Annotated in this window: 23 protein-coding genes; 13 read left to right on the top strand and 10 right to left on the bottom strand. The window is 66.0% G+C overall.

Going from position 1 to position 26,342, the window contains the following annotated elements; translation table 11 throughout:
• Positions 1-109 precede the first annotated feature (109 nt).
• The 5 genes from ABIC51_RS14770 (at position 110) to ABIC51_RS14750 (ending at position 5,778) form a co-directional block, all read left to right on the top strand.
• Complete coding sequence (locus ABIC51_RS14770) at positions 110-997, top strand: IclR family transcriptional regulator (protein ID WP_027790851.1); 888 nt, start codon at positions 110-112, stop codon at positions 995-997.
• Positions 998-1,300: 303 nt separating this feature from the next.
• A complete protein-coding gene (locus ABIC51_RS14765) occupies positions 1,301-2,425 on the top strand; it encodes a porin (protein WP_175862834.1) in 1,125 nt (374 codons plus the stop codon).
• Between the two features lie 39 nt (positions 2,426-2,464).
• On the top strand, positions 2,465-2,695 hold the full coding sequence (locus ABIC51_RS14760; RefSeq protein ID WP_027790853.1) for a DUF3311 domain-containing protein: 231 nt from the start codon (positions 2,465-2,467) through the stop codon (positions 2,693-2,695).
• Positions 2,692-4,170 (top strand): sodium:solute symporter family protein, encoded by a 1,479-nt coding sequence (locus tag ABIC51_RS14755; RefSeq protein WP_146252516.1) that lies wholly within the window; start codon positions 2,692-2,694, stop codon positions 4,168-4,170. Before ABIC51_RS14760 ends, ABIC51_RS14755 begins: the two co-directional genes overlap by 4 nt.
• 150 nt (positions 4,171-4,320) lie before the next feature.
• Complete coding sequence (locus tag ABIC51_RS14750) at positions 4,321-5,778, top strand: amidohydrolase family protein (protein ID WP_027790855.1); 1,458 nt, start codon at positions 4,321-4,323, stop codon at positions 5,776-5,778.
• 158 nt (positions 5,779-5,936) lie between these two features.
• Here ABIC51_RS14750 and ABIC51_RS14745 read toward each other — a convergent pair whose 3' ends face one another.
• Complete coding sequence (locus ABIC51_RS14745) at positions 5,937-7,016, bottom strand: DUF1176 domain-containing protein (RefSeq protein ID WP_027790856.1); 1,080 nt, start codon at positions 7,014-7,016, stop codon at positions 5,937-5,939.
• 258 nt (positions 7,017-7,274) lie between these two features.
• Between ABIC51_RS14745 and ABIC51_RS14740 the strand changes: the two genes are divergently transcribed.
• Positions 7,275-7,937, top strand: a complete 663-nt coding sequence (locus ABIC51_RS14740) for a hypothetical protein (protein WP_138143386.1) — start codon at positions 7,275-7,277, stop codon at positions 7,935-7,937.
• Positions 7,938-7,973: 36 nt separating this feature from the next.
• On the opposite strand, the gene ABIC51_RS14735 is transcribed toward ABIC51_RS14740, so the two are convergent.
• The gene (locus tag ABIC51_RS14735) at positions 7,974-8,495 is read right to left on the bottom strand and encodes a GNAT family N-acetyltransferase (RefSeq protein WP_027790858.1); all 522 of its coding nucleotides are present in this window, start codon (positions 8,493-8,495) and stop codon (positions 7,974-7,976) included.
• Between the two features lie 223 nt (positions 8,496-8,718).
• Here ABIC51_RS14735 and ABIC51_RS14730 point away from each other — a divergent pair, with 223 nt between their 5' ends.
• The gene (locus ABIC51_RS14730; RefSeq protein ID WP_027790859.1) at positions 8,719-9,102 is read left to right on the top strand and encodes a hypothetical protein; all 384 of its coding nucleotides are present in this window, start codon (positions 8,719-8,721) and stop codon (positions 9,100-9,102) included.
• A 78-nt stretch (positions 9,103-9,180) separates the two neighbouring features.
• Here the strand turns inward: ABIC51_RS14730 and ABIC51_RS14725 are convergent, their stop codons facing one another.
• From ABIC51_RS14725 to ABIC51_RS14715, 3 genes are all read right to left on the bottom strand, one after another.
• The gene (locus ABIC51_RS14725) at positions 9,181-9,951 is read right to left on the bottom strand and encodes an ABC transporter substrate-binding protein (RefSeq protein WP_175899396.1); all 771 of its coding nucleotides are present in this window, start codon (positions 9,949-9,951) and stop codon (positions 9,181-9,183) included.
• A gap of 144 nt (positions 9,952-10,095) precedes the next feature.
• A complete protein-coding gene (locus ABIC51_RS14720) occupies positions 10,096-11,325 on the bottom strand; it encodes a cyanate transporter (RefSeq protein WP_175899398.1) in 1,230 nt (409 codons plus the stop codon).
• A 309-nt stretch (positions 11,326-11,634) separates the two neighbouring features.
• Complete coding sequence (locus tag ABIC51_RS14715) at positions 11,635-12,474, bottom strand: helix-turn-helix transcriptional regulator (protein ID WP_027790862.1); 840 nt, start codon at positions 12,472-12,474, stop codon at positions 11,635-11,637.
• A 95-nt stretch (positions 12,475-12,569) separates the two neighbouring features.
• Between ABIC51_RS14715 and ABIC51_RS14710 the strand changes: the two genes are divergently transcribed.
• On the top strand, positions 12,570-13,463 hold the full coding sequence (locus ABIC51_RS14710) for an SDR family oxidoreductase (RefSeq protein WP_060317093.1): 894 nt from the start codon (positions 12,570-12,572) through the stop codon (positions 13,461-13,463).
• A 59-nt stretch (positions 13,464-13,522) separates the two neighbouring features.
• On the opposite strand, the gene ABIC51_RS14705 is transcribed toward ABIC51_RS14710, so the two are convergent.
• The 3 genes from ABIC51_RS14705 to ABIC51_RS14695 all read right to left on the bottom strand — a co-directional run bounded on the left by ABIC51_RS14705 (position 13,523) and on the right by ABIC51_RS14695 (position 15,576).
• Entirely contained in the window at positions 13,523-13,618 is a 96-nt protein-coding gene (locus ABIC51_RS14705; RefSeq protein WP_370448776.1) for a zinc-binding dehydrogenase, read from the bottom strand.
• A 37-nt stretch (positions 13,619-13,655) separates the two neighbouring features.
• Positions 13,656-15,035 carry an FAD-containing oxidoreductase gene (locus ABIC51_RS14700; RefSeq protein ID WP_175899400.1) on the bottom strand — a complete coding sequence of 460 codons (1,380 nt, stop codon included), beginning with the start codon at positions 15,033-15,035 and terminating at the stop codon, positions 13,656-13,658.
• Between the two features lie 172 nt (positions 15,036-15,207).
• Entirely contained in the window at positions 15,208-15,576 is a 369-nt protein-coding gene (locus ABIC51_RS14695) for a hypothetical protein (protein WP_175899402.1), read from the bottom strand.
• A 212-nt stretch (positions 15,577-15,788) separates the two neighbouring features.
• Between ABIC51_RS14695 and ABIC51_RS14690 the strand changes: the two genes are divergently transcribed.
• Entirely contained in the window at positions 15,789-18,266 is a 2,478-nt protein-coding gene (locus ABIC51_RS14690) for a phage tail family protein (RefSeq protein ID WP_027790865.1), read from the top strand.
• A gap of 73 nt (positions 18,267-18,339) precedes the next feature.
• Positions 18,340-20,634, top strand: coding sequence for a Hint domain-containing protein (locus ABIC51_RS14685; RefSeq protein WP_034196023.1), 2,295 nt, complete (start codon positions 18,340-18,342; stop codon positions 20,632-20,634).
• Positions 20,635-20,741: 107 nt separating this feature from the next.
• On the opposite strand, the gene ABIC51_RS14680 is transcribed toward ABIC51_RS14685, so the two are convergent.
• Positions 20,742-21,320 carry a hypothetical protein gene (locus ABIC51_RS14680; RefSeq protein ID WP_146252522.1) on the bottom strand — a complete coding sequence of 193 codons (579 nt, stop codon included), beginning with the start codon at positions 21,318-21,320 and terminating at the stop codon, positions 20,742-20,744.
• 273 nt (positions 21,321-21,593) lie between these two features.
• Here ABIC51_RS14680 and ABIC51_RS14675 point away from each other — a divergent pair, with 273 nt between their 5' ends.
• Positions 21,594-22,232, top strand: coding sequence for a LysE family translocator (locus ABIC51_RS14675; protein WP_027790869.1), 639 nt, complete (start codon positions 21,594-21,596; stop codon positions 22,230-22,232).
• A gap of 79 nt (positions 22,233-22,311) precedes the next feature.
• Here ABIC51_RS14675 and ABIC51_RS14670 read toward each other — a convergent pair whose 3' ends face one another.
• A complete protein-coding gene (locus ABIC51_RS14670; protein ID WP_027790870.1) occupies positions 22,312-23,523 on the bottom strand; it encodes a DUF1444 domain-containing protein in 1,212 nt (403 codons plus the stop codon).
• A 338-nt stretch (positions 23,524-23,861) separates the two neighbouring features.
• Between ABIC51_RS14670 and ABIC51_RS14665 the strand changes: the two genes are divergently transcribed.
• Positions 23,862-24,653 (top strand): DUF3348 domain-containing protein, encoded by a 792-nt coding sequence (locus tag ABIC51_RS14665; protein WP_027790871.1) that lies wholly within the window; start codon positions 23,862-23,864, stop codon positions 24,651-24,653.
• A 10-nt stretch (positions 24,654-24,663) separates the two neighbouring features.
• A partial coding sequence (locus ABIC51_RS14660) for a DUF802 domain-containing protein (RefSeq protein WP_354006531.1) occupies positions 24,664-26,342 on the top strand: 1,679 nt, incomplete at its 3' end.

The raw sequence follows: 26,342 nt of genomic DNA, 5'->3' as shown, positions 1-26,342 counted from the left end.
CGAAATGCACGCGTCAATCCCGTGCACACCCGGATGCCCGTGGAATTTCGGCGGGACGACAATGGCGGCTACCGTATTCCGTTCAATGAAATCATCGAGGAGAGCCGGCATGCAGGAATCCCATTCGACCGGAACGTCGCCGGTCGCACGCGCGCCGCGCCCGGACGAGGACGCCGTCGATGCGGCCGGCGCACCGGGCACCGGCATGCTGCAGCGCGCGTTCGCGATCCTGCGCGCGCTGGCCGGCATGCAGCAGGACGGCGTGCGCGTCACGCATCTGGCAAAGGCCGTCGGCCTCACGCAGGGCACCGCGCACCGGATCCTGCAATCGCTGATCGCGGAAGGGATGGTCGAACAGGACGAGCAGTCGAAGCTGTACCGCCTGAGTGTCGATTTCTTCGCGCTCGCCGCGCAGGCCGGCAACCCGAGCAGCATGCGCACGTTGTGCCGTCCCGCGCTGCTGAGGCTGTGCGCAAGCCTCGGCGAGACCATCTTCCTGCTGGTGAAGAGCGGCTTCGACGCCGTGTGTCTCGACCTGTGCGAAGGGCCGTTTCCGATCCGTTCGTTTACCGGTGACATCGGCGGCCGCATCGCGCTCGGTGTCGGACAAGGCAGCCTTGCGATCCTCGCGTTCCTGCCGGAAGCCGAACGCGAGGAAGTGATCCGCTTCAACGTGCCGCGCATTCGCGGCTACGGTGTGCTCGACGAGGTGTACCTGCGTACCGAGATCGAACGCGTGCGGCAGCTCGGCTACGCGGGCCGCAACAGCGGCGTGCTCGACGGGATGGCCGGTGTCGCGGTGCCGATCCTCGATCGCACTGGCTATCCGGTCGGCGCGTTGAGCGTCGGCACGCTCGCGTCACGCCTCGGTGACGACCGGATGCCGATGGTCGTCGAACTGCTGCGGCGCCAGGCCGACGCGATCGGGCCACGTACCAATCCGTTCGATGCCGCGTTGCGGCGGCCGATGCACGGGCTATCAGGGAAAACCGTATAGCCGCCTCGCGCGTCGCCGTTTCGTCAGCTTGCTTACGCAAGCCATTCACGTCCGATCAAAACGTACCGCGTCCAGCGGGCCTGCGTGCTTTCGTTTCCCTTGCGGGGTCGCGCGACCCCCGCTCATTTCCCCTCCATCGCCTCTCATTCGATTTTCAACTGCCGGCCAGTTGAACATTTCATTTCTTGATGTGATTGCGGCTGGATACCATCCAGCGACTGTCTATACAACCCGGTCGGGATGCATGGGCAGGACCAACAAAACACAACATCGATGAGCAGGTTTGGAGAGGAGATGACGGAGATGGTGCGAATGAAGGGTGGGAAGACGGGGGTGGCGACGGGCGCCGCGATCGCAATGCTGCTCGTCGGCGCCGCGCACGCGCAGTCGACGGTGACGTTGTACGGGATCGTCGACGCGGGCGTGACCTACACGAACAACGCGAAGGGCCATTCGCTGTGGCAGTTCACGGGCGGCAACGAATCGGGGCCGCGCTGGGGCTTGATCGGCTCCGAGGATCTCGGCGGCGGCCTGAAGGTGAACTTCCGCCTCGAGAACGGCTTCAACGTCGCGAACGGCGCGCTCGGGCAGGGCGGCCGGATGTTCGGGCGTTCGGCGTGGGTCGGCCTGAGCGGCGCGAACTGGGGCGCGGTGACGCTCGGCCGCCAGTACAACTCGACGCAGGATATCCTCGGTTCGCTGCAGATGAGCAGCTTCCTTGCGCAGTACTCGACGCACCCGTTCGACAACGACGACATCAACAACACGTTCCGTCTCAACAACGCGGTGAAGTACGTGTCGCCGACGATCGCGGGCCTGCAGGCGAACCTCGTGTACGGCTTCTCGAACTCGACCGGCTTCGCGAACGACAACAGCTGGAGCGCGGGCGTCACGTACGTGAACGGGCCGCTCAACGCGGGCGCCGCGTATGCGCGCGTGAACCATCCGGCGGTCAGCGCGAGCGGCGCAGTTGCTTCGGATAACTACTATCCGGCGTCGGCATCGGTGTTCGGTGCGCGCCTCGGGAGCGCGATCCGCCAGCAGATCTGGGGGGCGGGCGGCAGCTACGCGATCGGGCCGGCAACGCTCGGCCTGCTGTATACGGGCTCGAACTTCGGCCAGGCGACGGGCGGCGCGCTGCGTTTCAACAACTACGAAGGCAGCCTGCGCTACATGGTCACGCCCGCGCTGATGGCGGCGGCCGGCTACACCTATACACAGGTCGCGCGTGCCGGCGAAAGCGGCCATTACCACCAGGTATCGGCCGGCGTGCAGTACCTGCTGTCCAAGCGCACCGACGTGTACGTGAACGGCTTCTACCAGAAGGCGTCGTCGGGTGTCGGCCAGGCATGGATCGACGGCACCGACAGCGCGTCGACGACGACGTCGCAGGTGGCGGTGGTGGTCGGCATCCGCCAGAAGTTCTGATGTTCTGACGCACACGCGCGTCTTCCGGAGGAGGCACTCATGAAACTGAAACTGTTGCTGGCGGCGTTGCCGTTCGTCGGGATGTATGCGGGCGGCTCGCTTGCCGAGGCGCGTCCGCTGCTGTTCGGGCTGCCGTTCCTGCTCGTCTGGAACCTGGTCTGGATGGCGGCCACGGCCGCGATTCTCGCGATCCTGTTCCATCTCGACGAGCGCGATGAGCGAGACGCGCGCGACGCGGCCCGCGCCGGCCGTTCGGGAGACGCGCGATGAACGCGTCGATCGTCATCATCGCGGCGTTCGCCGTGTTCGCGCTCGCCATCGGCGTGATGGCGCGCCGCGGCCGCAAGCTCACGCTCGAGCAGTGGGCGGTCGGCGGGCGCGGCTTCGGCTCGCTGCTCACGTTCCTGCTGATGGCCGGCGAGGCGTTCTCGACGTTCTCGTTCCTCGGCGCGAGCGGCTGGACCTACAGCAAGGGCGTGCCCGCGTTCTACATCCTGTCATACGGCTGCCTCGCGTTCGTGATCGGCTACTGGATGTTGCCGGCGATCTGGCGTTACGCGAAGGCGCGCGGGCTCGTGTCGTTCGCCGACTACTTCGCGTCGAAGTACGACAGCCGCGCGATCGGCGTGCTGGTGTCGATCGTCGCAGTGTTCGCGATGGTGTCGCTGCTGATGATCCAGTTGCGCGGGCTCGGCGTGATCGTGTCGGAGATGTCGTACGGGCTGATTCCGCAGGCGGCCGCGATCTGGATCGCCGCGACGCTGATGGCCGTGTACATGGTCGTGTCGGGCATCCACGGCTCGGCGAGCATCGCGATCTTCAAGGACGTTCTGATCCTCGCGATCGCGATCTTCCTCGGCCTGTACCTGCCGATGCACTACTACGGCGGGCTCGGCGAGATGTTCGCGAAGATCGACGCCGCGCATCCCGAACTGCTGCGCATGCCGGAGCACGGCTTCAACCTGAGCTGGTACAACTCGACGATCCTGCTCACGTCGCTCGGCTACTACCTGTATCCGCACGGCTTCACCGCGATCTACGTCGCGAAGGACGAGCGCGCGCTGCGCCGCAACGTGATCCTGATGCCGCTGTACCAGGTGCTGATCGCGTTCCTGTTCCTCGTCGGCTTCGCGGCCGTGATGACCGTGCACGGACTCGAAGGCGCGCAGACCGATCTCGCTTTGCTGCGGCTCGTGAAGCAGACGTTCCCTGCGTGGTTCGTCGGCATCGTCGGCGGCACGGGGCTGCTCACCGCACTGGTGCCGGGGTCGCTGATCATGCTGAACGCATCGACGACGATCGCGCGCAACATCTACCGCGAAGGCTTCGCGCCGAACGCGACCGACCGCGAGGTGACGCGCGTCGCGCGCATCGCGCTGCCGATCTTCACGCTGGTGGTCGTCTACTTCGTGCTGCGCGGCGGCGCGACCTTCGTCACGCTCGCGATCTTCTCGTCGAGCCTGCTCACGCAGCTCGTGCCGATGCTCGCCTCGAGCTTCCTGAAGCGGCCGTTCGGCACGCGCGAAGGCGCGTTCGCGGGCATCGTCGCCGGCGCGATCGTGATCGCGATGACGAACTACTATGGCGTGACGCTCGCGTCGCTGTTCCCGGGCGCATCGAACACGCTGACGTCGATCAACCCGGGGCTCGTCGCGCTCGCGGTGAACGCGGTGGTGTTCGTCGTGATCAGCGCGGTGCAGCGCAAGCTGAAGGCGCGGGTCGCCGCGCCGGTCGGTTCGGCGTGACGGTTTTTCGTGCATGACGCCGTCGCCGGGCCGCCGGGGTTTTGCCCGGCGGCCCGGCCGCTCGGCCACTCTCGGCCACTGGATGGCAGCAAGGCCAATCGAACCACAACAGGACACTGAACAATGATTAACGAGGGCAAGCGAGAGGGCATGCGAGAGGACGACCGCGAAGCGATCGATACGCTGATCGCGAACGGCTGCGTGATTACGATGGACCCGCAGCGGCGCGTGATCGAGAACGGCGCGGTCGCGGTCAAGGGCGAGCGCATCGTCGCCGTGGGCGGCACCGATGAACTGCAGGCGCGTTACCGTGCCGCGCGCACGATCGATGCGCGCCGCAAGGCCGTGCTGCCGGGCCTGATCGATGCGCATGCGCACGCGGGCCACGCGATGCTGCGCACGATCGGCGGCGCGGACGGCGATGCGTGGTCGGCCGCGGCCGAGACGATCTACACGCGCGCGTCCGACGAGGCGTTCTGGGAAGCCGAATCGCATCTCGCCGCGCTCGAACGCCTGAAGGCCGGCGTGACGACCGGCGTGTCGCTGCTCGGCGGCGGCAATTCGATCATGCGCGTCGACGATCCGGTCTACGCGCGGCGCCATTGCGACGCGGTCGTGCGCACCGGTACGCGCTCGATCGTCGCGGTCGGCCCGTCGCGGCCGCCCGCGCCGCGTGCCTATACGCGCCACACGCCGGAGGGCAGCGACACGCGCGACATCGGTTTCGACACGATGTTCGACGTATGCGAGCGCATCGTCGACGAATGCCACGGCGATGCCGACGGCCGGATCCGCATCGCGCTCACGCTGCCCGTGTACGGGCCCGAACACGATCCCGAGCTTGCGCGGTACGAGCACGACTTTCGCGACCAGGCCGCACGCTACGGCGCGCTCGCACGCGAGCGCGGGCTGACGTTCACGCAGGACGGCCACCGCGCGGGCACGCTCGCGTTCGCGCATCGCGAGCTCGGCTTGCTCGGCCCGACGTCGTTCATGTCGCACAGCATCGACCTGACCGACGACGACATCGCGGCGTGCGTCGAGACGGGCACCGCGATCGTCCACAACCCGAGCGCGATCATGTCGATCATCGGGCGCTGCCCGGTGCCCGAGCTGATCGATGCGGGCGTGACGGTGGCGATCGCGTCGGACGGTGCGGCGCCCGATCGCGGCTATGACATGTTCCGTCACATGTGGCAGTGCATGCATTACCACCGCCGGCATTTCCGCGACCCGGACGTGCTGCCGCACGGCAAGGTGCTGGAGATGGTGACGATCGACGCGGCGAAGGCGCTGTCGATCGAGCACGAGGCCGGTTCGCTCGAAGCCGGCAAGCTCGCGGACCTCATCCTCGTCGACCTGTTCCGGCCGCACATGATGCCGATGAACATGCCCGTGTATCGCGTGACCTGCTTCGCGAACGCGGCCGACGTGTGCATGACGATGGTGGGCGGACGGGTGCTGATGGAGGATCGGCGCGTGTTGTCGGTCGACGAGAACGCGGTGCTCGAACGGGTGAACGAAGTCGCGGCAATCACGATCGAGCGCAGCGGGTTGCGTCATTTGCTCGAGGAGCCGAAGACGCTGTGGGGGCGCAGCCGCTATTGAGCGGGCAGGTGGGCGTTGTCGTGCGGTGGCGGGCCGGCGTGGCCGGCCTGTTCGTTCGGCAACGCCGCCGAATCGTTGGCGATGCCCGGGTTGGCCGACTCCAGTGTGGTTGAAATAACGACCGCATGGAACCTGCGCCATCGAGAGCGATCGTTGGCCTACTTCGTTCGCGACCGATAGAGCGTCGGCCAGTCGCCTCCTTGAACGCCGCCACACGTTTTCTGCTGCGACACAGTCGACATCCGGAACGCATGGCCGTCCCAGATCCAGCTGGCCTGAAAGCCGCAATCGGCCAGCCCGCGTCCCTTGCCGAAGGTGGACAGCGTGCCGGTAGCCGGGTCGAAGTCCGGTTCGACCAATGAAGGGTCTGAAAAGCCCCCTTCAGGAATCGGCAGCTTGACGGGCTCCGGTTTTCCGCCGCCGATACGCGGGGCGATGAACACATCCGACGAACCCTGGTAGGCGCCCATGATGCATGGAAGAAACACGAGCGCGTTGTGCTTGTCGAGTGCATACGCTGCTTCATGGAGATAGCGCGACGCATTCTCCTCGCAACTGCTGGCATCCCGGATTCGTTTCACGCGCGCGATCAGGTGTTCTTCTTCTTGATCGGACAACTGCGACGTGATCTTCCGCTTCGGTACGACGGGCAGTGACGGAGCAGGTGTGACCTGCGACGCAGGGGCAGGCCCCTTGCGGATCAACGCGGTAGTTCCCCCGATGCGCCCTTGCCGGTCATCGATACGCAGCAGCGCGGCGACCATGCCATCGAGCGGAACATAAGCGTCTGCATCCTCGCCGAACTGAAGCTTCGTGCCGTTGCGAAGCCGTGAGACGAAGGCCGCCACGGCTGCCGGTCGCGTGGTCGACAAAGTCGCTATCCCGTCGTCGAATTTCTCGCTCCAGGCCGAGTCGTCCAGCCGCAGCGGCGCGTCGTCGACGCGCAGGTCATCGAGATTGATGCTGGTGTTGGTGGCGACGCTCAGCCGTACCGTGAGCGCGCCGTTCGGCCCGGCTGAGCGAATGAAGCGCAAGTCTGCGCCGGTCTCGCCACCGTTCGCGAGACCCTTCGCCTCGCAGGTCAAACCGTTGTCGCAGGCGACCAGCCATGACTTGTAGGTGTCGTAGCTGGGCGCGCCGGGTGCCTGGGCAGGCGCTGCGCTGGCGGCGAGCGGTACGGTTGCGCTGGCGAAAAGCGCAACGAGTGCTGCGCTCGGCGCAATAGCACGAGTCTTCATGTGCTTCCGCGGAGTTGACGATGACGTGAATCGTAACGCAAGTGATGCGCCGGAAATGAAAGCATCCCGGAGTGGTGCTGCCTGAGTCGACGCAAAGGTCGAATCGTTTTACACACGTGCGCCTGCCCATTTCTCGTTCCGGTTACGTCGCAAACTCCGGATACCGTTCGATTGATTACAACGCGCCGGCACGCCCGAGCCGGGGCCGGTTGTAACATGCGCGGTGATGAATCGGAGCAACCCTGACGGAGCAAACCCATGGAGCCGGTAGGTATCTATGCTTCTGTATCGATTGGCAGGACACAGTTGAGCCGATTCTATGCCGACTGGGGTGATGCGCTGATCGACGATGTTCGATGCATCCTGGGTGGTAAGCCGGGGCTGCAGCCGGACAGTCAGGGCGGATTCGTGGATCCGGCAACCGGGTGGTATCACCATCCCGGCAACAAACTGGTGATCCGGTACGACGAAGCCACGGAGACGCTGTTCTATTTCTACCAGCTCGAATTACGCGATCCGGACAGCATGGCCGGCATTCCGTCCTTTCAGGCATTCACCCGCATTGCGGGGTATCGGGACGAAGCCGGTGCGGACTATGTCGCGTTTTCGCCGAGTGCGCCGAATTTCCTGAGCGACCGGCTCTGGCGTGTCTATCAATTCACGCATGACGGGCTGCGCACGATTGCGATCGATGCACTTCCGGGCGATCGACAACGCGAGATGGACAGGTTGTCCTGGCAATACTACTGGGGGCCGATCGAAGCGATGTTCCAGAGGGCGGACCGACGCGAGGACGTTTCCTATTTCAATCACTTCTTTCCGCAGCATTGCCTTGATCGGCAGCTTCTGTCCTTGCTGAATGTCGACATGCCTATCGACGATCCGCGAATGACGCCGGCGCCTTATCCGCGCGGTTACTGAAGGCGCGTCAATCGCACCGCGTCTCGATCCACCGCCTCAGCGCCGATAGATGAATTCCAGATCGGTCGATTCCCCGACCTTGAAATCGTACGTACCGACACGCGTGAACCCTGCCTTCTCATAGAAGGCAATCGCCTTCGCGTTGCCGGACCACACGCCCAGCCATACCGGGCCGGGCCGTTCCGTTGCCAGATAGTCCAGCGCGGAGTCGAACAGGGCGCGCCCGGCGCCGGTTCCTTGCGTACCCCGCCGAAGGTAGATCTGATGGATCTCGCCCGAACCTTCTGCGACGTCCGGGTGCGGGAGCTTGCACGGCCCCGCGTGCGCATAGCCCACCAGCGTGCCGTCGTCGCTTTCAGCGACCCATGTGCGGCATTCGGGATCGTTGAGCTGGTCCGTGATCGTTTCTACCGAGTAGGTTCGAGCCTCGTACGCAGCCAGGTCGTTCGGCGGGTAGTCGATGCCGAACCCGTCCTGAAGAAAGGTTTCGCGGAACGTGTCGCGCTTCAATTCGGCAAGCGGGATGGCATCGGACAGGGTTGCAACGCGGATCAACATGAAGGATGGCTCGGTTCGTTGGTCGGGCAGACAGTTTAGCCCGGGTGACGTCGGGCTCGCGCGCATCCGGTCGACCCGCGTGTACGGCGTGTGAAAGGTTGGGGGGAGCCTGACCGTCTCGGCGATCCGCGTCACATGCTCCGTGGCCATGTCGATGACGAAGACGGTGGTTGACCTTCGGCGGACATGCTAGGATTTTCCGCAAACAACCTCGGAGACTGCCATGCCGTTCATCTGCGAAAACGTTGAATGCCGCGCCGTGCTCGCTCGCGGGCAGGTCAGGCCCCGTCAGGAGGACGCGGGCTGGTGCTTCTACTGCCCGGACTGCAAAGCCAGGAACGAGTTGATGTACGTCGACACGGCCGGCGGTGCTGTCGAACTGATTCAGCCGGAGCGCGCGAGCCCGCCGCACAAGGTGGTGGCGACGGCTCGACCGCTTGAGGATGGCAAGTACGCAGCGCAGCTGAGCGTTCAGCGGGCGCTTGCCGTGAAGGGGACGTATGCGGCCGAGGAACACTGGGATCAGCTCGGTGTGTTCGGCGACGCGCAGGAAGCCGTCGAGCATGCGAGGTCTTTCGCGACGGATTTGTTGCAGCGAGCGGCGTAGTCGATATCGTTCGGTTAACGAAGAAGAGGCGTGCGCATTCATGCGTGACGCCTCTTCGTGTTGTCCGCTACGCGTCCGTCAGTTGTAGATATCGAACGAGAAATACTTCTTCGCGATCCGCTGGTACGTCCCGTCCTGGATCAGGCTCGCGAGTGCCTGGTTGATCTGCATACGCAGCGCGTCGTCATCCTTGCGCACGCCGATCGCGGAACCCACGCCGAGCGTCTTCGGGTCGTGCAGCGGCGGCCCCGCGAATTCGAAGTTCGCGCCCTTCGCGGTTTTCAGGAAACCGAGGTCGGCCTGCACCGACGATTGCAGCGATGCATCGAGCCGTCCCGACAGCAGGTCCTGGTAGACGAGATCCTGCGTCTGGTACGTGCGGACGATCACGCCCTTCGGCTCCCAGTACGTGCGCGCGTAAGTCTCCTGCGTCGAACCCTGCTCGACGCCGACGCTCTTGCCCCGCAGCGATTCGGGCGTCGGCTGCAGGTTCGAGCCGCGCCGCGCGACGAGCCGGGGCGGAACGTTGTTGATCTTGTCGGTGAATGCGATCTGCGCGAGGCGCTTCTCGGTCACGCTCATCGACGACAGCACGCCGTCGAACTTGCGCGCCTTCAGCGCCGGGATCATCCCGTCGAACGCGTTCTCGACCCACACGCAGCGCACCTTCATCCGTTCGCAGATCGCATTGCCGAGATCGATGTCGAAACCGACGAGCTTGCCGTCGGGCGCGAGCGATTCGAACGGCGCATAACTGGGGTCGACGCCGAGGCGCAGGACTGCCGGGTCCTTCGCGGCGGCGGCGCCTGCCGTCAGCGCGAGCGCAATGGCGAGAACGAGCTTTTTCATGATTGTCTCCAATACCGGTCGATGTTGTATGTGGTGAAGCGAACTGGCGGCCGACAGGCGTGACTGCCCGCGCCCGGCCACGCGCGGGCGGCTGGACGCTTTGCCGGAAGCGGCCGGCGAAGCGTCCGGATTCGAAAGGGGGCTTTAGCGGGCGGCGCCGGTGAGGCGCGCCATGCTGTGCCGGTAGCCGGCGGGCGAGAACGCGGCGTTCAGCGCGGCCATCGCGACGATCACGCCGAGATGCATCCACCAGGCGGTCGCGAAGCCGCCGCCCGCGTCGCGCAGCCAGCCGATCAGCCAGGGGCTCGCCGCGACGGTCAGGAAGCCGATGCCCTGCACGAACGCGGCGAGCGCGCCCGCGAGCCGCGCATCGGGCAGGTGGTCGAGCGTGACGATCAGGCTCATCGAGAAGAAACCGCCGAGACCGAGGCCGACGCATGCGACCCAGAACCACGGCGCGAACGCCGGCAGCGTCGCGAACCCGGCGAAGCCGGCCGCCTGCAGCGCGAGCGTGAGCCACAGCACGGCGCGGCGGTCGGGCGAACCTTTGGCGAGCAGCGGCATCGCGAGCGCGCCGGTTGCCTGGAACAGCGCCATCCACGCGAGCAGGTTGCCGCTCGCTTGCGGGCTCATGCCGATGCTGCGGTAGAACGCGGGCAGCCATGCGACGAGGCTGGCGTAGCCGCTGTTGCTGAGCCCGAAGAACAGCGCGAGCTGCCACGCGCGCGGAATGCGGGCGAACGCGGTGAGCGGCGCTGTCGCGGCCGTCGTGTGCACGGCGTCGCGCGGTGCCTTCGCGCGCCACAGCGCGAGCGTGACGAGCGCGGGCACGGCCCACACGGCGAGCGCGAGATGCCAGCCGCCGTGCGCGGCGAGCCACGGGCTCGCGACCGCGCCGAAGGCGCCGCCGCCCACCAGCGCGGCCGAATAGAGGCCCATCGCGAGCGGCAGCCGGCCGGCGAACCAGCGCTTCGCGAGGCCGGGCACGAGCGCCTGGATCACGGCGACGCCGGCGCCCGCGACGATGGCGGTCGCGATCAGGCCGGCGCTGCCGTCCGTCCACAGGCGCGCCGTGCAGCCTGCCGCGATCAGCGCCAGCGCGACGGTCAGCGCACGCTGCTCGCCGACGCGTCGCGCGAGCCCGACACCGACTCCGGCGACGATACCCATCAGCACGAACGGCAGCGTGGTCAGCAGCGCGGCCGCGCGAAAGCCGAGGCCGGTGTCGGCGCGCACGACGTCGAGCACGGGGCCGAACGCGGTCAGGAACGGACGCAGGTTGAGGCCGGCCAGCACCAGCAGCGCGAGCGCGCCATAGGACACGGAAGCCGCATGCGGGCGGCGGACAGCTTGCGCGGTGCCGGGGTCGGACATCGGGATGCTCCAGGGAGGGGCCGTTGGCCCTGTGATGCGATGCCGAAAGGGTAAGCGCGCGCTACGCCAGGTGAAAATTAAATATTCGACTGGGAATCAGTGCGGAATGCGATGGCCAGGCGGAGTGGGCTTGCCGTCGGTCATCGAGGCTCGATTGGCTTTGGCGTTGGCTTTGGCGTTGGAGGTGTTGCCCGTCAGAACCCGGGATCGCAGCCCCGAGGCTGACAATCGACGCGCCGATAGTGACGGCGCGTCGCACAATCAAGGAGATTCGTCGTTTGTTGAAGAGGGCGATTGTTACGCGGATCGCTAAATTTCGTATTTCTCGCGGGCCGCGACAAGCGCCCGAATGCGCGCGCGATCGTCCGCCGTCTCCGGCGTAAAGATCACGAGCGTCTGGTCGGGCCGGCCGCTCACGGCGAACGCCGAGTATTCGAGCGCGATTCGCCCGACGGCAGGATGGTGGATCTCCTTGGTCCCCTCCTCGTGCGAGCGGATATCGTGGTCGCGCCACAGCGCGTCGAACTCGGCGCTCGTCGCGCGCATCTCGTCCACGAATGCCTGCACGGCCTGCGTCGCGCCGCCGCGCGCGACGTCGGCGCGAAACGCGCCCACCGCGAACTGCGCGACGCGTGCCCAATTCGCTTGCACGCCGCGCACGTGCGGATCGACGAAGATGAGCCGCAGGATGTTGCGCCGTTCCGGCGATAGCGTCGCGTAGTCGGTCAGCGTCGCGGCCGCCGCGTTGTTCCACGCGACGACGTCCCACGTCGCCGAGCGCACGATCGCGGGGCTCGCATCGAGCGAATCGAGCACGTGCTGCACGCGCGGCGACACGTGGTCGGTCGCGTGATAGCGCACCTCGGGCGGATGTCCGACACCGATCAGGAACAGGTGCTCGCGTTCGGCGTCGTTCAGCAGCAGCGCGCGGGCGAGCCGGTCGAGCACGTCGGCCGACGGCGCGCCGCCGCGCCCCTGTTCGAGCCACGTGTACCACGCGGCACTCACATGCGCGCGCTGCGCGACTTCCTCGCGCCGCAGGCCCGGCGTGCGGCGCCGCGTGGCCGGCAGCCCGAGCGCGGCGGGGTCGAGTTTCTCGCGGCGGTCCCGCAGGTACGCGCCGAGCAGGTTGTCGGGGGCGTCAGCCATATCCTGTTAGTTCGTTTACCGGTAAACCGTCACGACTTCACCGCGAGCGGCCGTCGACAGATAGTAAGCCTCCATGCCATCCGGAGGTACTGAACATGCGTGTCTTTGTTACTGGAGCGTCGGGATTCGTCGGCTCTGCCGTGGTTGCCGAACTCGTGGCCGCCGGGCACTCGGTGCTCGGTCTCGCGCGGTCCGACGCGGCTGCCGCGTCGGTTGCGGCGGCGGGGGCCGACGTCCATCGCGGGTCGCTGGAGGATCTCGACAGCCTCACGCGCGGCGCCGAAGCCGCCGATGCGGTGATCCACACGGGATTCAATCACGACTTCTCGCGCTTCGCGCAGAACTGCGAACTCGACCGTCGCGCAATCGAGACGATCGGCGCGGCACTCGCGGGCTCGGCGCGGCCGCTGGTCGTCACGTCGGGCCTCGCGCTCGTCGCGCCCGGCCGTGCGGCGACGGAAGACGATCCGCACGTGCCGGTGTCGTCGGTCTATCCGCGTGCGTCGGAAGCGGCCGCGGTCGCACTGGAGGCGAGCGGCGTGCACGCATCGGTCGTGCGTCTGCCGCCGTCGGTGCACGGCGACGGCGATCACGCCTTCGTGCCGCGCCTGATCGCGTTCGCGAGGGAGAAGGGGGTATCGGCCTTTGTCGGCGATGGCGGCAACCGCTGGCCTGCCGTGCACCGGCTCGATGCGGCGCGCGTGTACCGGCTCGCGGTCGAACGCGGCGCGGCCGGCGCGCGTTATCACGCGGTCGACGATACGGGCGTGCCGTTCCGCGACATCGCGGACGTGATCGGCCGGCGGCTCGACGTGCCGGTCGTCGCGAAAACGGCGGCCGAAGCCGGCGAGCACTTCGGCTGGTTCGCGATGTTCGCGGGGATGGATGCGCCGGCAACGAGCGAGCGCACGCGCGCATCGCTCGGCTGGGCACCGACGCAGCCGGGGCTGCTGGCCGATATCGACCGGCCGCGGTATTTCGAAGGCTGAGCCGGCGGCGGTCGTGCGGCCGTTTGCAACGGCCGCGCTTGCCGCCCGCGTGACCCCTTTCAGACCGCGACGACGATCTTCCCGGCCTGCACGCCGGCTTCCCCGTATCGATGCGCGTGCACGATGTCGTCGAACGCGAACGTGCGATCGATCAGCGGCTTCAGCTTGCGCGGCCGCCCGCCGGGTCGCGCATCATTCGACCGGATGCAGATCCTGAAGCAGTGTCGGCACGAGCTCCGACACGGTCGGATGGATGTGCATCGCGCGGCTGATGGTCGTGTACGGCGCGCCCGCGGCCATTACGTCGAGCATCCCGTGCACGACTTCGTCGCCCGTCACGCCGAGGATCGTCGCGCCGAGGATCGCATGGCTGTCCGCGTCGACGATCACCTTCATGAACCCCAGGCTTTCGCCTTTTTCCACCGCGCGGCCGACGCGTGTCATCGGGCGCGTGCCGACGAGCAGCCGGCGGCCCGTCTGCTTCGCTTCCGCGAGCGTCATGCCGACGCGGCCGAGCGGCGGATCGACATACATCGCGTACGCCGTGATGCGGTCGGACACCTTGCGCGGGTCGTTATCGAGCAGGTTGGCCGCGACGATCTCATAGTCGTTGTATGCGGTATGCGTGAACGCGCCGCGCCCGTTGCAGTCGCCGAGCGCCCAGATGCCGGGCACGTTCGTGCGCAACTGCTCGTCGACCTCGATATAACCGCGTGCATCGGTCGCGACGCCCGCACGGTCGAGCCCGAGATCGTCAGTATTCGGCACGCGTCCGACCGCGAGCAGCAGGTGCGAGCCCGCGACTTCGCGGCCGCCGCCCGCGCAGTCGAGGCCGACCGCGATGCCGTCGCCGTCGCGCCGTGCGCTCAGGCAGGTCGCATCGAGCTGCACGTCGATCCCTTCGCCTTCGAGGATCTCGCGCACGGCCTGCGACACGTCCTCGTCCTCGCGGCGGATCAGGCGCGGGCCCTTCTCGACGATCGTGACTCGCGACCCGAAGCGGCGATACATCTGGCCGAATTCGAGCCCGACGTAGCTGCCGCCGACGATCACGAGGTGCGCGGGCAGGAAGTCGACGTCCATCATCGTCGAGTTGGTCAGGTACGGCACCGTGTCGAGGCCCGGCATCGCGGGCACCTGCGCGCGCCCGCCGACGTTGATGAAGATGCGTTCCGCCTCGAGCAGCGCGTCGCCCACGCGCACCGCATCGGCGCGCTCGAAGCGGGCGTGACCCTGAAACACGGTGGTGTTCGCGAGTCCGCGCACCCATTGCTCGACGCCGTGGTTCGAGCGGCCGGAGATCTGGTCCTTGCGCGCCTTCACGGCTTTCATGTCGACGGTGACGCGGCCGCCGACCGACACGCCGTATTCGCCGGCCCGCCGCGCGAGGTGCGCGGCGTACGCGCTCGCGATCAGCGTCTTGGTCGGGATGCAGCCGGTGTTCACGCAGGTGCCGCCGAAGCGGCCGCGCTCGATGATCGCGACCTTCATTCCAGCGGCGGACAGCCGCGCGGCGAGTGGCGGCCCGGCTTGCCCGGTGCCGATGACGATCGCGTCGAAGTGTTGCGTCATGACGTCCTCCTGTGCGGGTGCAGCGAGGGAAGGGGCGGGCGCAGGGTGTATGCCGTGCCGGCGGTCGCCCGACGGGCGACGAGCGCCTATGGTAGACCTGTTGACGGGGCGTCGCGAGCGGTCCCGATTCGCGCGATGCGTCCCCGCATCGATCGCCCGGGGCGGCGGGGTGTCAATTCTTCGACCGCCCGGCTTTCTTTCGCGTCGGCGCGGTCTTGCTCACGCCGACTGCAAATCGAGCCGGGCAATCAACCTGTCCTGCCTGTTTTTCAGGCTGGTTGTCGAGGGATGATAGCGATGACGACGATTGGCAAGGTGCGGCGGATGTTTGAAATTCAGTTTCCGAAAATGCATGAATCATCCAGACCGTTGCCATAATCGTGACGCTCGCATCAACGCATGACGATTCGCATGGGGAAATGCATTTCGCGACGACTTCGATTGACTTTTTCTCGGCACGATACAACAATTGCCCGGACATTCCGTTCCGCATAATTGCGACAATTAAATAATCGAGGATGGATTCAAACGAGGGTTCCACGGGGTGCCCTTCCTTTGTCTTGCCCGCCTTTCTCGAGTCGCCTTCCGACTCCCCTGATTTCCCGATTTCTGAAAAAGCAGCATTGATTCACGCGTATGTTTCGACGCAAAACCTCGACGGGTTTTTGCGTCGTTCCCGTGAGTGCGACTGAAACATCGCGAGGGACGGTTGCGCGCACGTCATTTGCCACTTCACAATGAAGGAGAACTGCAATGTTTCTCACGAGAGTCGAGCATTCGTTAAGTGACTGCAAGTGCGCCCATCAGAATATCTACGAAACCGAGATCTACGACGGCACGTCATGGGTCGCGCATGGGCAGATGGTTGTTCTGGAAGACGCGGTGACCCACAACGGTGTGCATGCGCACAATATCGGGTACAACGGTTCCAACCATTCATTGGTATTGCAGGGCGGCACCGGTCGGCAACGCTATAACGCTCGCTTGAATCTGACGGAATGCGGCTCGGCCTTCGTGGGAACGCTGGCGGTTGCGGGTGACGCACCTCAGGCAATCCGGGGCGTTGCGCTCGCGAATGTCTTCGACACGAAACGGTATCTCAGACCCAAACCGAAAACCAAAGACGATCCGGCTGTCAAATGCGATCCGAATGCACCGTCTGTTGCCTGGGATCAATTCAGCATCAAGGCGCAGTGGATTGACAATGTTCTGACCGTTACCTATTTACTGGGCCACGTCGATGTCAGCAACCGGGTTCGCGTCACAGCCGTCGATCGCAAAAAAGGCGAAACCACGCTGGAGATGGTTCCTCAACTTGATCCACCAGGACCGCAAGACAGCTTCGTTATCACGCTTTACTCCGGAAACCGAACCTTTGGCGGCGAATACACGTCTGACGACGAAGAAGCGTATTGCTGGTTCGGCAGTTCCACGCCATCGATATCCGAGCAGCGGTCCAGGGTTTTCGCGGAAGTGCGCGAGGGTGCTGCGGCGCTGGCAACGACTGCGCGCATCTCGACGCCTCTCGAAGGCGATGCCGCCACGCGCACGCTGCAGGATCTCGACAACATATCGTCACTGACTGTCGTCACCGACAAGGACGGCAACCGGATGACCATCGATCACGCGCAGACGACCTGCGGCGGATACTTCAACAAATGCCTGGTCAACGCGCTGGACAGCAAGTGGATTGAAGGGATATACGGGCATGCCTATTCGCTTCCGGGCGGCGTCCAGAAAGTATTCAACGACAAGAAGAGCTTTTTCCAGAAGAAGGCAGTCCTCGGCACCGGGCAAATGCTGTATGACAACCTGGGCACCAGTCCGACTTACGCCGACCTGATAAAGCGCATCAAGGGCGATGCGATGAAGCAGAGCTGGAAATCGCTGGGCGATACCAAGGGCGGCGACAAAGACGAGAGCCTCGCGTATCAGGAGGCGAGCAACGCGCTCTACATCGAGGGCTATCGCGACGGCGTTCCGGAAATGCAACCGTACTTGCAGGACAACCCCAAGAAGTGGGCAGCGGACTACTTCGCGTGGCTCTCGGACGAGGCCAACCTGTTGACCTGGTCGATCCAGGTCGCCAGCAAGATGTTCGATAACGTCCGCCAGCGCATGTACGAGTGGTACGTGAAATTGCAGGTTCTGGATCCGGACGGCAATTACGGCCAGCGTTTCATGACCATCGCTTATGCGGCGCTGCTCGGTGTCAATTACTCGAAGTCACGTTGGTCCGACGATCTGAAACCATTCCTCACGAGCCTCATCGAGCAAGCGATCGCCGGCAAGGTCGATCCGACACTCATGGATCAGATCCAGCAACAAGCGGCGTTGGAAAATCAGGAACTGCTCAAGACGCTGATCACGACAACGGATTCGATTCACAATCTGGTGGACGGCATCGCCGCCGCGATTACCGAGTACCAATTGAAGAAGGGAAACCAGCCCCTATCACGGATCGCGCAGGATCCCGAGCTGCAGGGAATGATTGGTCAAAGGCTGGACGGCCAGCAATACAAGGCATGGGGCGAACTCTCGAGGAAAGGCAAAGTCGGCGGCGTGTTGACAGTCGTGTTTTACGGCGCCTCGGCTGGATACCTTATTTACTCGCTTGCCGACAACCCCGGCAGGCCACTTACACCGAAGGAAATCATCGAGAAAATCAATCTCGGCTTGCTTGCGCTCGCGACATTGGTCAAGGGCGTGCAGAAGATGATGTCCATTGGCGTTGGAAGATTTCTCGAGAATTTTTCCAAGGCAGCGGAAGGCGGGGCGTTTCGCGCTTTCGCCGGAGACATTGCCACATGGTTCAAGGCGGGCGGGAAGATCGTTCCCGAGGGCAAACTCGGGAAAGCATTCGTGACCATTTTCGGAGAGAGTAGCGCCGAATTCATGGCACGGCGAATCGGGCCGGCGTTGGCCGTCGTCGGTATGATCCTGTCGTCCTTCATGCTTTACGACGCAATCAAATCGGGCGCGGTGAGAGAGATTGTCTTTGAAGCGTTGAATACGTTTTTTGCGCTGGCGGACGTCGTGTTCATCGGACTCGAGTTGTTCAGCGTCGGCTGGGCAGGGCCGGTGGGTCTCGCCATTGCAGTGGTCGGCGTCATTGTCATCCTCGTGCAGTTCATCTGGAACCTGATCGAACCGCCTACCCCGGCACCGGATCCGATCACCGAGTTCGTCAACGGCCCGATGGTCAACCAAGGGTTCGCTGTTTCCGCGTAACGGCAAGTGTCGAGCCCCCGCACGGCGGCTCGACCCCCACTCTCTTTCAATCGCACGTTGCCAGGAGATTGCCTTGCTGCTTACCGTTCAACGAACCGCGATTCGGCTGAGCGGGTCTTCCGACTCGGCTCCCGACTCCGTTATCGAGCAATTGGTCAACTTACTGCCTGACTACAGCGGTGGCCGCCGTCTGCATGCGCTACTGGTCAATCGGCTGAAGGGAGCGCTGCCCGGCAATTATTCACAGATATTCGGAACGGGGCCGTCGTTTCGCAGCATTTTCTTCGCCGATTACCAACCGGATCCACTGCTGCCGCTCATGTCCGACATGGGTCTCGATGACGGCTGGTGGGCGAATTTCTCTGTCGCGGTACTGTGCCAGTCGATTCAGGATCTTGGCAGTCGGATTCGAGGGCAAATGAGAGCGGACAAAATCAATCATGACGTTGCTTCGTTCAACGCGACGGTGCGCGGCCGCTGCGCGCGGCCCTACGCACGCGTCCTCGCAGCCAGTTTTCCGCCGTTGATCAATTTGTTGAATCAGGTCGACCATGCAACGGCCAGACAGCAGTTTCACGACGCGTTGCTCGGCAACGTCATCAATCGGCAGCTGTGGTACCAGGCGGGTATGTGGACAAGCCCGGATTGGGAGATGTTCAACCAATATGCGAAATACATCGCATTAGGCGCGGATGACGCCCAAGTGGATGCATTGATCGATGAACTGACTGCAGCGGGCCTGCCGATCCCGCCACAGGTCAATCGCAGCAACTGGCGAGGCTATGCCGAAGCACTGCGCGACAAACCCGATATCGACCTCGACGATGTCGGCGGCGATACGGCGAAACCCATTCAGGAAACCACTTATCTTCCCAGCTATGGTCGAGGCATGCCCGCACGGATGCCGAATGGCAACTGCTATGAGTTCACCGCCGGTGGTCAGCCGGGAAGTCCCTTTCGGGCTCCGCCAAGCAGTTGCTGCTTGACCGGCGACACGGAAGTCCTCTCGGGGGCAGGGGTTCCGGTGCCGCTGAATCAGGTAAAACCGGGCGATACCGTGATGACGCGTGACGGTGCGGCTGTCGTGGCTTTTGTCGCTCGACCTCAACTCGGCGAACGGAAACTCTATCGGATCAACGGCGGTGGCCCCGTGTTTACCGATACGCATCCTTTCCTGAATGCGTCCGCGTCCGATTCCCGTGCAACGGCCCCCGCGATTCTTGCCGCCGATCCGTCACATCTGGCCTGGATGGTACCGACACTGAGCGAAGACGGCATAGGAAAACTGACCACGGGATGTGTGTTGACCGGCCGTCGTCCCGAGTCAAGCGAGTCGTTTCCGGTGGACGTGACCACGGTAGAGCCGGTGCCCCGGGGAACTGGCGACGACTACTTGTACGACCTGAATCTTCTTGTCACGACAGGCGCCAGACAGGAATTCTGGGCCGGCAAGGACGGCCGGTTCTATCTCGTGTCGCCGGAATTCCCCGTGCTGGCTCAGGCGGGCGCGGCTGCCGTCGCGGTGGTTGCCGCGCTAGAGGGGCTGATTGCTGCGGGCGGCCCGACGCTCTCCGGTTGGCCGGTGACAACGCGGGAACTCGTGCATCGATTTGGCGCGGCGATTTTCGATGCCGGGCTCGACGCAGCACTTCGCACGGTGCCCTCGTTTGGCTCGCCGACGCCCGTGCGGCCACTATTCGAGCGGATCGACAAGCTGTATCGGGATCTCGGTTCGGTCGACGTCGTCGGCGCCAGTGCGATCGCGGCATTCTTCGACGGATTCATGTCCACCATCGTCACGTGGCTGACGGCATCGGTGGCATTGGGCTGGAGAAAACCGGCCGAGCCCTCCGGCGAGATCGTCGTGGTCACGATATTCGATATGGCGCTGGCGCCCGGCACGCCTGTCCAGACCGCCAGCCAAATCCGGATGGAAGTTCGCGCGCAAGGACAGAGCGAATCCGCATCCACGACGATGTGGAACCGCAGCGGCAGGGCGAACACCCGTTTTCATCACTATTTCGATCAGTTGATTCACCTCGACAGAGCCAAACTGGGCGCGACGGGCGGCCTGACTTTCGCGGTCGTGATGGATGGCGCCTCCGTTCCGGCGTTGTCAGGTGCGGCTCCCCTCGTCATCGGCGATCGAGCCCATTGCTTCCAGTCGGCACAGCTTTTCGACGCGGCCGGAACGGCCGTCGGCACGATCCGATTCGATACTCGCTTGCTTACGCGGCGGACGGCCGAGGACGAATTGGCACACAGCGGTCTTTGGACAGAGGAGGCAGCCCTGGCATATTCCAACGCGCTCGGGACAGCAATGGTCGCGCCGATACTCACGACGCTCGAAGGCTTGGCCGGCAGATGATGAAGTTCCTGGATTGCTGATGCTGTCCGTTCCAGAGCGGAACGCGGGCAGAGCGCGCAGGCGAGCGCGCCGGGCATGCAGTCGACCTTCCGCTGTTCGCGCCGTTCTCAGTCCTTGCGCTTCCACTGACCGAACGACACCGGCCGGTGCGCGTCTGCGCGCGTGACGGTGACGTGATCGGGCTGGTCGTCGAGCGGAAACGATTCGGTGACGATCCGGTTCGAAAACACCCAGCCATGCGTGTGCGGGTCGTAGCGGAACGTCACGTAGTCGGTCCAGTGCTGTCCGCACGCGACGAAGTTCTGCACGGTGAAATAGCGGCCTTTCACCGCGAAGCCGTTGTCGGCGGCATCGTCGGGATCGAACGGATCGCACTGGCCGCCTTCGTTCGCGCGCAGCACGACCTGGTCATTGCGCGCGGCGAGCCGGAACGCGTGGTCGGCCTGCTCCTCGAAGATCAGCAGCGGGCGCGGCGACGGCTGCTCGCGCGTATCGACCGCCCGGTGCACGACGACGAGGAAGCTGTGCCGTCCGTTGTCGAGATCCGGCCCGGCTTGCGCGAGCAGCGGCTGGTAGCCGGCTGGCAGCTGCGCGGCGATCGACTTCGGCAGGTCGCCAGCGCGGGCGTCGAGCGAAAGCACGGCGAGCAGCGGGGCGAGCACGATGGGCAGGTGGAAAACGCGCATGACGGGGTGTCCGGTCGAAAAGAGGAAGAGGGTGGCCGATCGCACGGGGCGACAACTCCCGCCCGCGAAACGCGGTGCCCGGCACCGGATTGAACGCGACGGGCGGCGCGGATCTCGATCATGGTGGTCGGCGCGACTGACGGGAAAGAGGGCCAGCATAGCAGCGCAAGGCGGCTTTCGGCCATGCGCGAAGCGTGCCAGAATCGGCGGCTCGACCGTCGGACACGACACGCAGGCGCCGGCGCTTCGGCGTCGCTCGACAAGGAGACTTCGATGACCGCATCGGCTGCCGTACTCGCCATCCTGGCTGCGCTGTTTCTCGGCGCGATGATTCCGGGCCCGAGCTTCGTGCTGGTGGCACGCAATGCGATCGGGCTGTCGCGCCGCGACGGGCTGGCCACCGCGCTCGGCATGGGCATCGGCGGCATCGTGTTCGGCGGCGTCGCGCTGGCCGGGCTCTACACGCTGCTGCAGGCCGTCGAATGGCTGTACGTGGGCCTCAAGGTGGCGGGCGGCGCGTACCTGATCTACATGGCGTCGAAGATCTGGCGCGGCGCCGACCGGCCGATCGCGATGGACGATCCGCAGGCGATGGGCGGCGGCAGCGCGCGCAAGTCGTTCTGGACGGGCCTCACGACCCAGCTCAGCAACCCGAAGACGGCGATCTGGTACGGCAGCATCTTCGCGGCGCTGCTCCCGCAGCATCCGCCGCTGTGGTGCTATCTGGCGCTGCCGCCGCTCGTGTTCGGCGTCGAGTTCGGCTGGTACACGATCGTCGCGCTGTGCTTCTCCACGCGCCGGCCGCGCGAGCTCTACCTGCGCGCGAAGAAGTGGGTCGACCGCGTCGCGGCCGGCGCGATCACGCTGCTCGGGCTGCGGCTGATCCTGAACGCGCCGAAAGCGGGAATCTGAGCGCTTCCATTCCTGTTCTGCATCGCACGGCGGCCGGCCATTCCAGCGGCCGGCCGCCGGCGCGCATCGCGCGTCGGCATCAGGCTTCGCTGAACCGCTCCAGCAGCGCCGCGAACCGCGCGTCGTCGGGAAACACCTTCACTTCATAACGCACCGGGCGATGCCCGGTGGCCGTCATCAGGTCGCCGCACGTGTTCAGCAGCTCGGCCATCGGCACGTAGGCCGACTGTCCGGTCGACTCGCGATGGAGCGCGACGATATCCGTCTCGGGCAGCAGCGTGTGCACGCCGTCGCTCCATACGCCGACGCTGAACAGGCTGCCGTCCTGGCGCTTGTACACCGAGTAGGTCGCCACGAAAACGTCGGTGCCGTCGCGTTCATGCACGTCGTCGAGGAGCATCCGCTGATCCTGGTAGTCGCCCGCGAGCTCGCCGATGCGCAGCGCGGCCAGCTTCGTTTCGAGCCCTTCCGGCACGAAACGCCGCCACGCGGTGCCGTCCCAGCGCAGCATCAGCGGCGGCAGCGGGCGCGGCTGCGCCTGCGCCTGTTCGGCGAGGTCGACCATGGCGGCGAGCCCGGCCGGATTGCGGTCGCCGGTGAGCAGCAGCACCGCGCGGTTCGGTGCCATTACGACCGGCGCGCCGGCGATCGGCTGCCGGTGGAGCAGGTCGGTCAGCAGCAGCCGCGCCGCGTCGTAGGAATCGTTGAATTGCGACAGGAACACCCCGTTCGGCAGCGCGGCCCACGGCGCCGACGATTCGGCCCGCAGGTTGTCGATCGCGATCTCGCATGCGTCGTCGAACGAGATGCCCCATTCGTCGAGCGTCGAGGTCGGCAGGCGCGCGATGTTGAACTCGCCGTCGTACGCGATGCCGATTTCGATGTTCTCGCACAGCGGCCGGAATGCCAGTTCCGTTACGCCGGGCTGCCCGGCCAGTTGCAGCGCGGTCACGCCGCGCTCGGTCGCGCTGCGGATCACGGGCCGCAGCTTCGCGCGTGCCGCGGCGAAATCCTCGGGGATCTCGTGCTGCATCATCGCGCTCGCTTGCCGTTTCAGCACGGTGTCGCGCTCGGACGGCTTCGCGGCCGCGTAGTCGCGGAACAGGTTGTGCAGGTTGATGATGGTCGACGGAGCATCCGACTGGACGAGACAGCCCTTCTCGTCCTCGTGGCGCCAGGTGCGCGTGTCGCCCGATGCGCGCAGCGTGGCGATCAGGCGTTCGGCGAAGGCCTGCGGGGTCGGCGGTTTGCCGAAACGGTCGCGCAGGCGCGTGACGAGGTTGGCAAGCATCGTGTGCGGTCGGGCCGGGCCCGTTTGTTGTTCGTTGTGGGTCGGTGGCACCCGGTCTCGGGGGCGCAGCCCGCGGCCGGCACGCGTGGCCCGACGGGTGCTGCGATGGTAGCGCAACGCGGCGGGTCTCGGCGGCCCGAATTCGCAACCGGCGGGCGATGCGGCGGCGGGCAAGGGCGGCAGAACCGTCGCGGCAGCAGCCCTCGGCCGCCCGCCAAGCCTTGTGTGGCGGGCGTTCGCGAGTGCCGCACGCGCCACCGGGCGGTGGCGCTTCCCCGATTCTGGCGGTCGACCTCCCGGCGACGTGTAAACTGCTGCCTTTTTTGACGGTTTGCAGCATGGTGCAAGCACCTTCGCGCCCGGCGCTGAGCGGCCCGGCGCTCGTCCGGCTGCTCGCGCGCCTGGCCGATGCCGACGTCGCGGAATCCCGGCAGACGCTGTCCGACCGGCTGAGCCAGTGGCTCGGCTGGACCGATGCGATCACGCTGTCGTCCGCGCTGAATGCGAGTCCGCCCGGCGTCGCGGCCGGCGTGCGCGGTTACGACGCGGAGCGCGACTGCGCGCGCGTGCGCCACGAGCTCGCGCAGGCGATCACGGCCGCCAACCGGCCGCGTGCGCGGCGCCGGCCCGGCGATCCGCCGCCGCCGGCCGCCGACACGGCCGATTTCGCGGACTTCCGCCAGCGTTACCTGTCCCTGCAGCAGGACATGGAAACGGCGATCGGCCAGTTGCGTGGGCGCCTGCGGGTCGCGCTCGCCGCGTGCTCGTCCGGGATGGCGCGGCTCGCGACGCTCGACGCGATCATGGAGCGCGTGCTCGGCGCGCGCGAGCGCAGCCTGCTGTCGGCCGTGCCCGCGCTGCTCGGTACGCGCTTCGGGCGGCTGCGCGACGCGGAGCGGCAGGCGCTGGCCGATGCCGAAGCCGCGGCCGCAGCCGCAGCGGAATCCGCGGCCACGGCCGATCCCGCCGATGACGGCGCGGCGATCGTCAACAGCCCGGCCGTCGCGGCGATCGTGCCCGGCGCATGGCTCGATACGTTTCGCGACGAGATGCAAAGCATCCTGCTTGCCGAACTCGAAGTCCGGTTTCAAACGGTAGACGGGCTGCTCGCGGCCCTTCGCACCTGCTAATCAACACGCTATGTCCAGAATTCGCCTTGATCTCGTTGTCTTCGTCGCCGGTCTGCTCGCTGTGGGCTGGATCGGCGTCGGCTATGTCGCGTCGAACCCGCTGGCGTCGGCCGTCACGCTGCTGATCGCCGCGTGCTACGTCGCCGGCGCATGGGAACTGCTGCGCTACCGGCAGGCCACCGCCACGCTGTCGCACGCGGTCGCCGGCCTGACCGAGGCGCCCGCGAAGCTCGACACGTGGCTCGATACGCTGCACCCGGGCCTGCGCGGCGCCGTGCGCGCGCGGGTCGAAGGCGCGCGCGTCGCGCTGCCGGGCCCGTCGCTCACGCCTTATCTCGTCGGCCTGCTCGTGCTGCTCGGCATGCTCGGCACGTTGCTCGGGATGGTCGTCACGCTGAAGGGCACGGGCGCCGCGCTCGAAAGCGCGACCGATCTCGACGCGATCCGCGCGTCGCTGATCGCGCCGGTGAAGGGCCTCGGCTTCGCATTCGGCACGTCGATTGCCGGCGTCGCGGCGTCCGCGATGCTCGGCCTGCTGTCCGCGCTCGTGCGCCGCGAGCGGATCGACGCGGCCCAGCAGCTCGACGCGAAGATCGCGACGACGCTGCGTGTGCACTCGTCCGCGCATCAGCGCGACGAGTCGTTCCGGCTGCTGCAGCGCCAGGCCGACGTGATGCCGGCGCTGGTCGACCGCCTGCAGACGATGATGACGTCGCTCGAGGCGCGCAGCGTCGCGCTGCACGATCGCCAGATCGAAAGCCAGCAAGCGTTTTTCGATCGGACCGAGCGTGCGTATGCGGGCCTCGCGTCGAATGTCGGGGACGCACTGAAGGAAAGCGCCGCCGAAAGCGCGCGCGTGGCCGGTGCCGCGCTGCAGCCGGTCGTCGCCGCGACGATGACGGGGCTCGCGCAGGAGATGGCCGCGCTGCGCGACACCGTGACGGGCGCCGTGCAGCGTCAGCTCGACGGGCTGACGGACGGCTTCGAGAAGACCACCGGCAACGTGACGGCCGTCTGGAGCCGCGCGCTCGACGAACAGCGCCGCGCGGGCGACGCCGTCGCGCAGCAGTTGCAGACGACGCTCGGCCAGTTCACCGAGACCTTCGCGCAGCGTTCGACGGACCTGCTCGACGGCGTCGCGACGCGCCTCGAATCGACCGAAAGCCGCCTGTCGGATGCCTGGCGCGATGCGCTGGCGCGCCAGGAGCAGGTCGGCGAGACGCTGGCCGGCCAGCATGCGCGTGCGCTGGGCGAGGCCGCCGCGACGTTCGAACGCCATTCGGGCGCGACGCTTGCCGCGATGCGCGAGTCGCACGCGGGGCTGCAGACCGAGCTGGCCGCGCGCGACGAACGGCGCCTCACCGCGTGGAACGAATCGCTCGCCGCGATGGCCGCGAAGCTGGGCGACGAATGGCAACGCGCAGGCGAGCACAGCGCGGGCCGTCAGCAGGAAATCTGCGATGCACTGGCGCAAACGACGCGCGACCTGTCCGCGCAGGCTTCGGCTTTCGAACAGCGCTCGAACGACCTGCTGTCGACGATTCGCGAGTCGCACACGGGCCTGCAGACGCAACTGGCGGCGCGTGACGAAGAACGCCTCACCGCGTGGAACGAATCGCTCGCCGCGATGGCCGCGAAGCTGGGCGACGAATGGCAACGCGCAGGCGAGCACAGCGCGGGCCGTCAGCA

This window comes from Burkholderia sp. 572 (genome assembly GCF_040545135.1).
Lineage (GTDB): Bacteria > Pseudomonadota > Gammaproteobacteria > Burkholderiales > Burkholderiaceae > Burkholderia > Burkholderia cepacia.
This window is presented reverse-complemented; position numbering and strand designations above follow the sequence as displayed.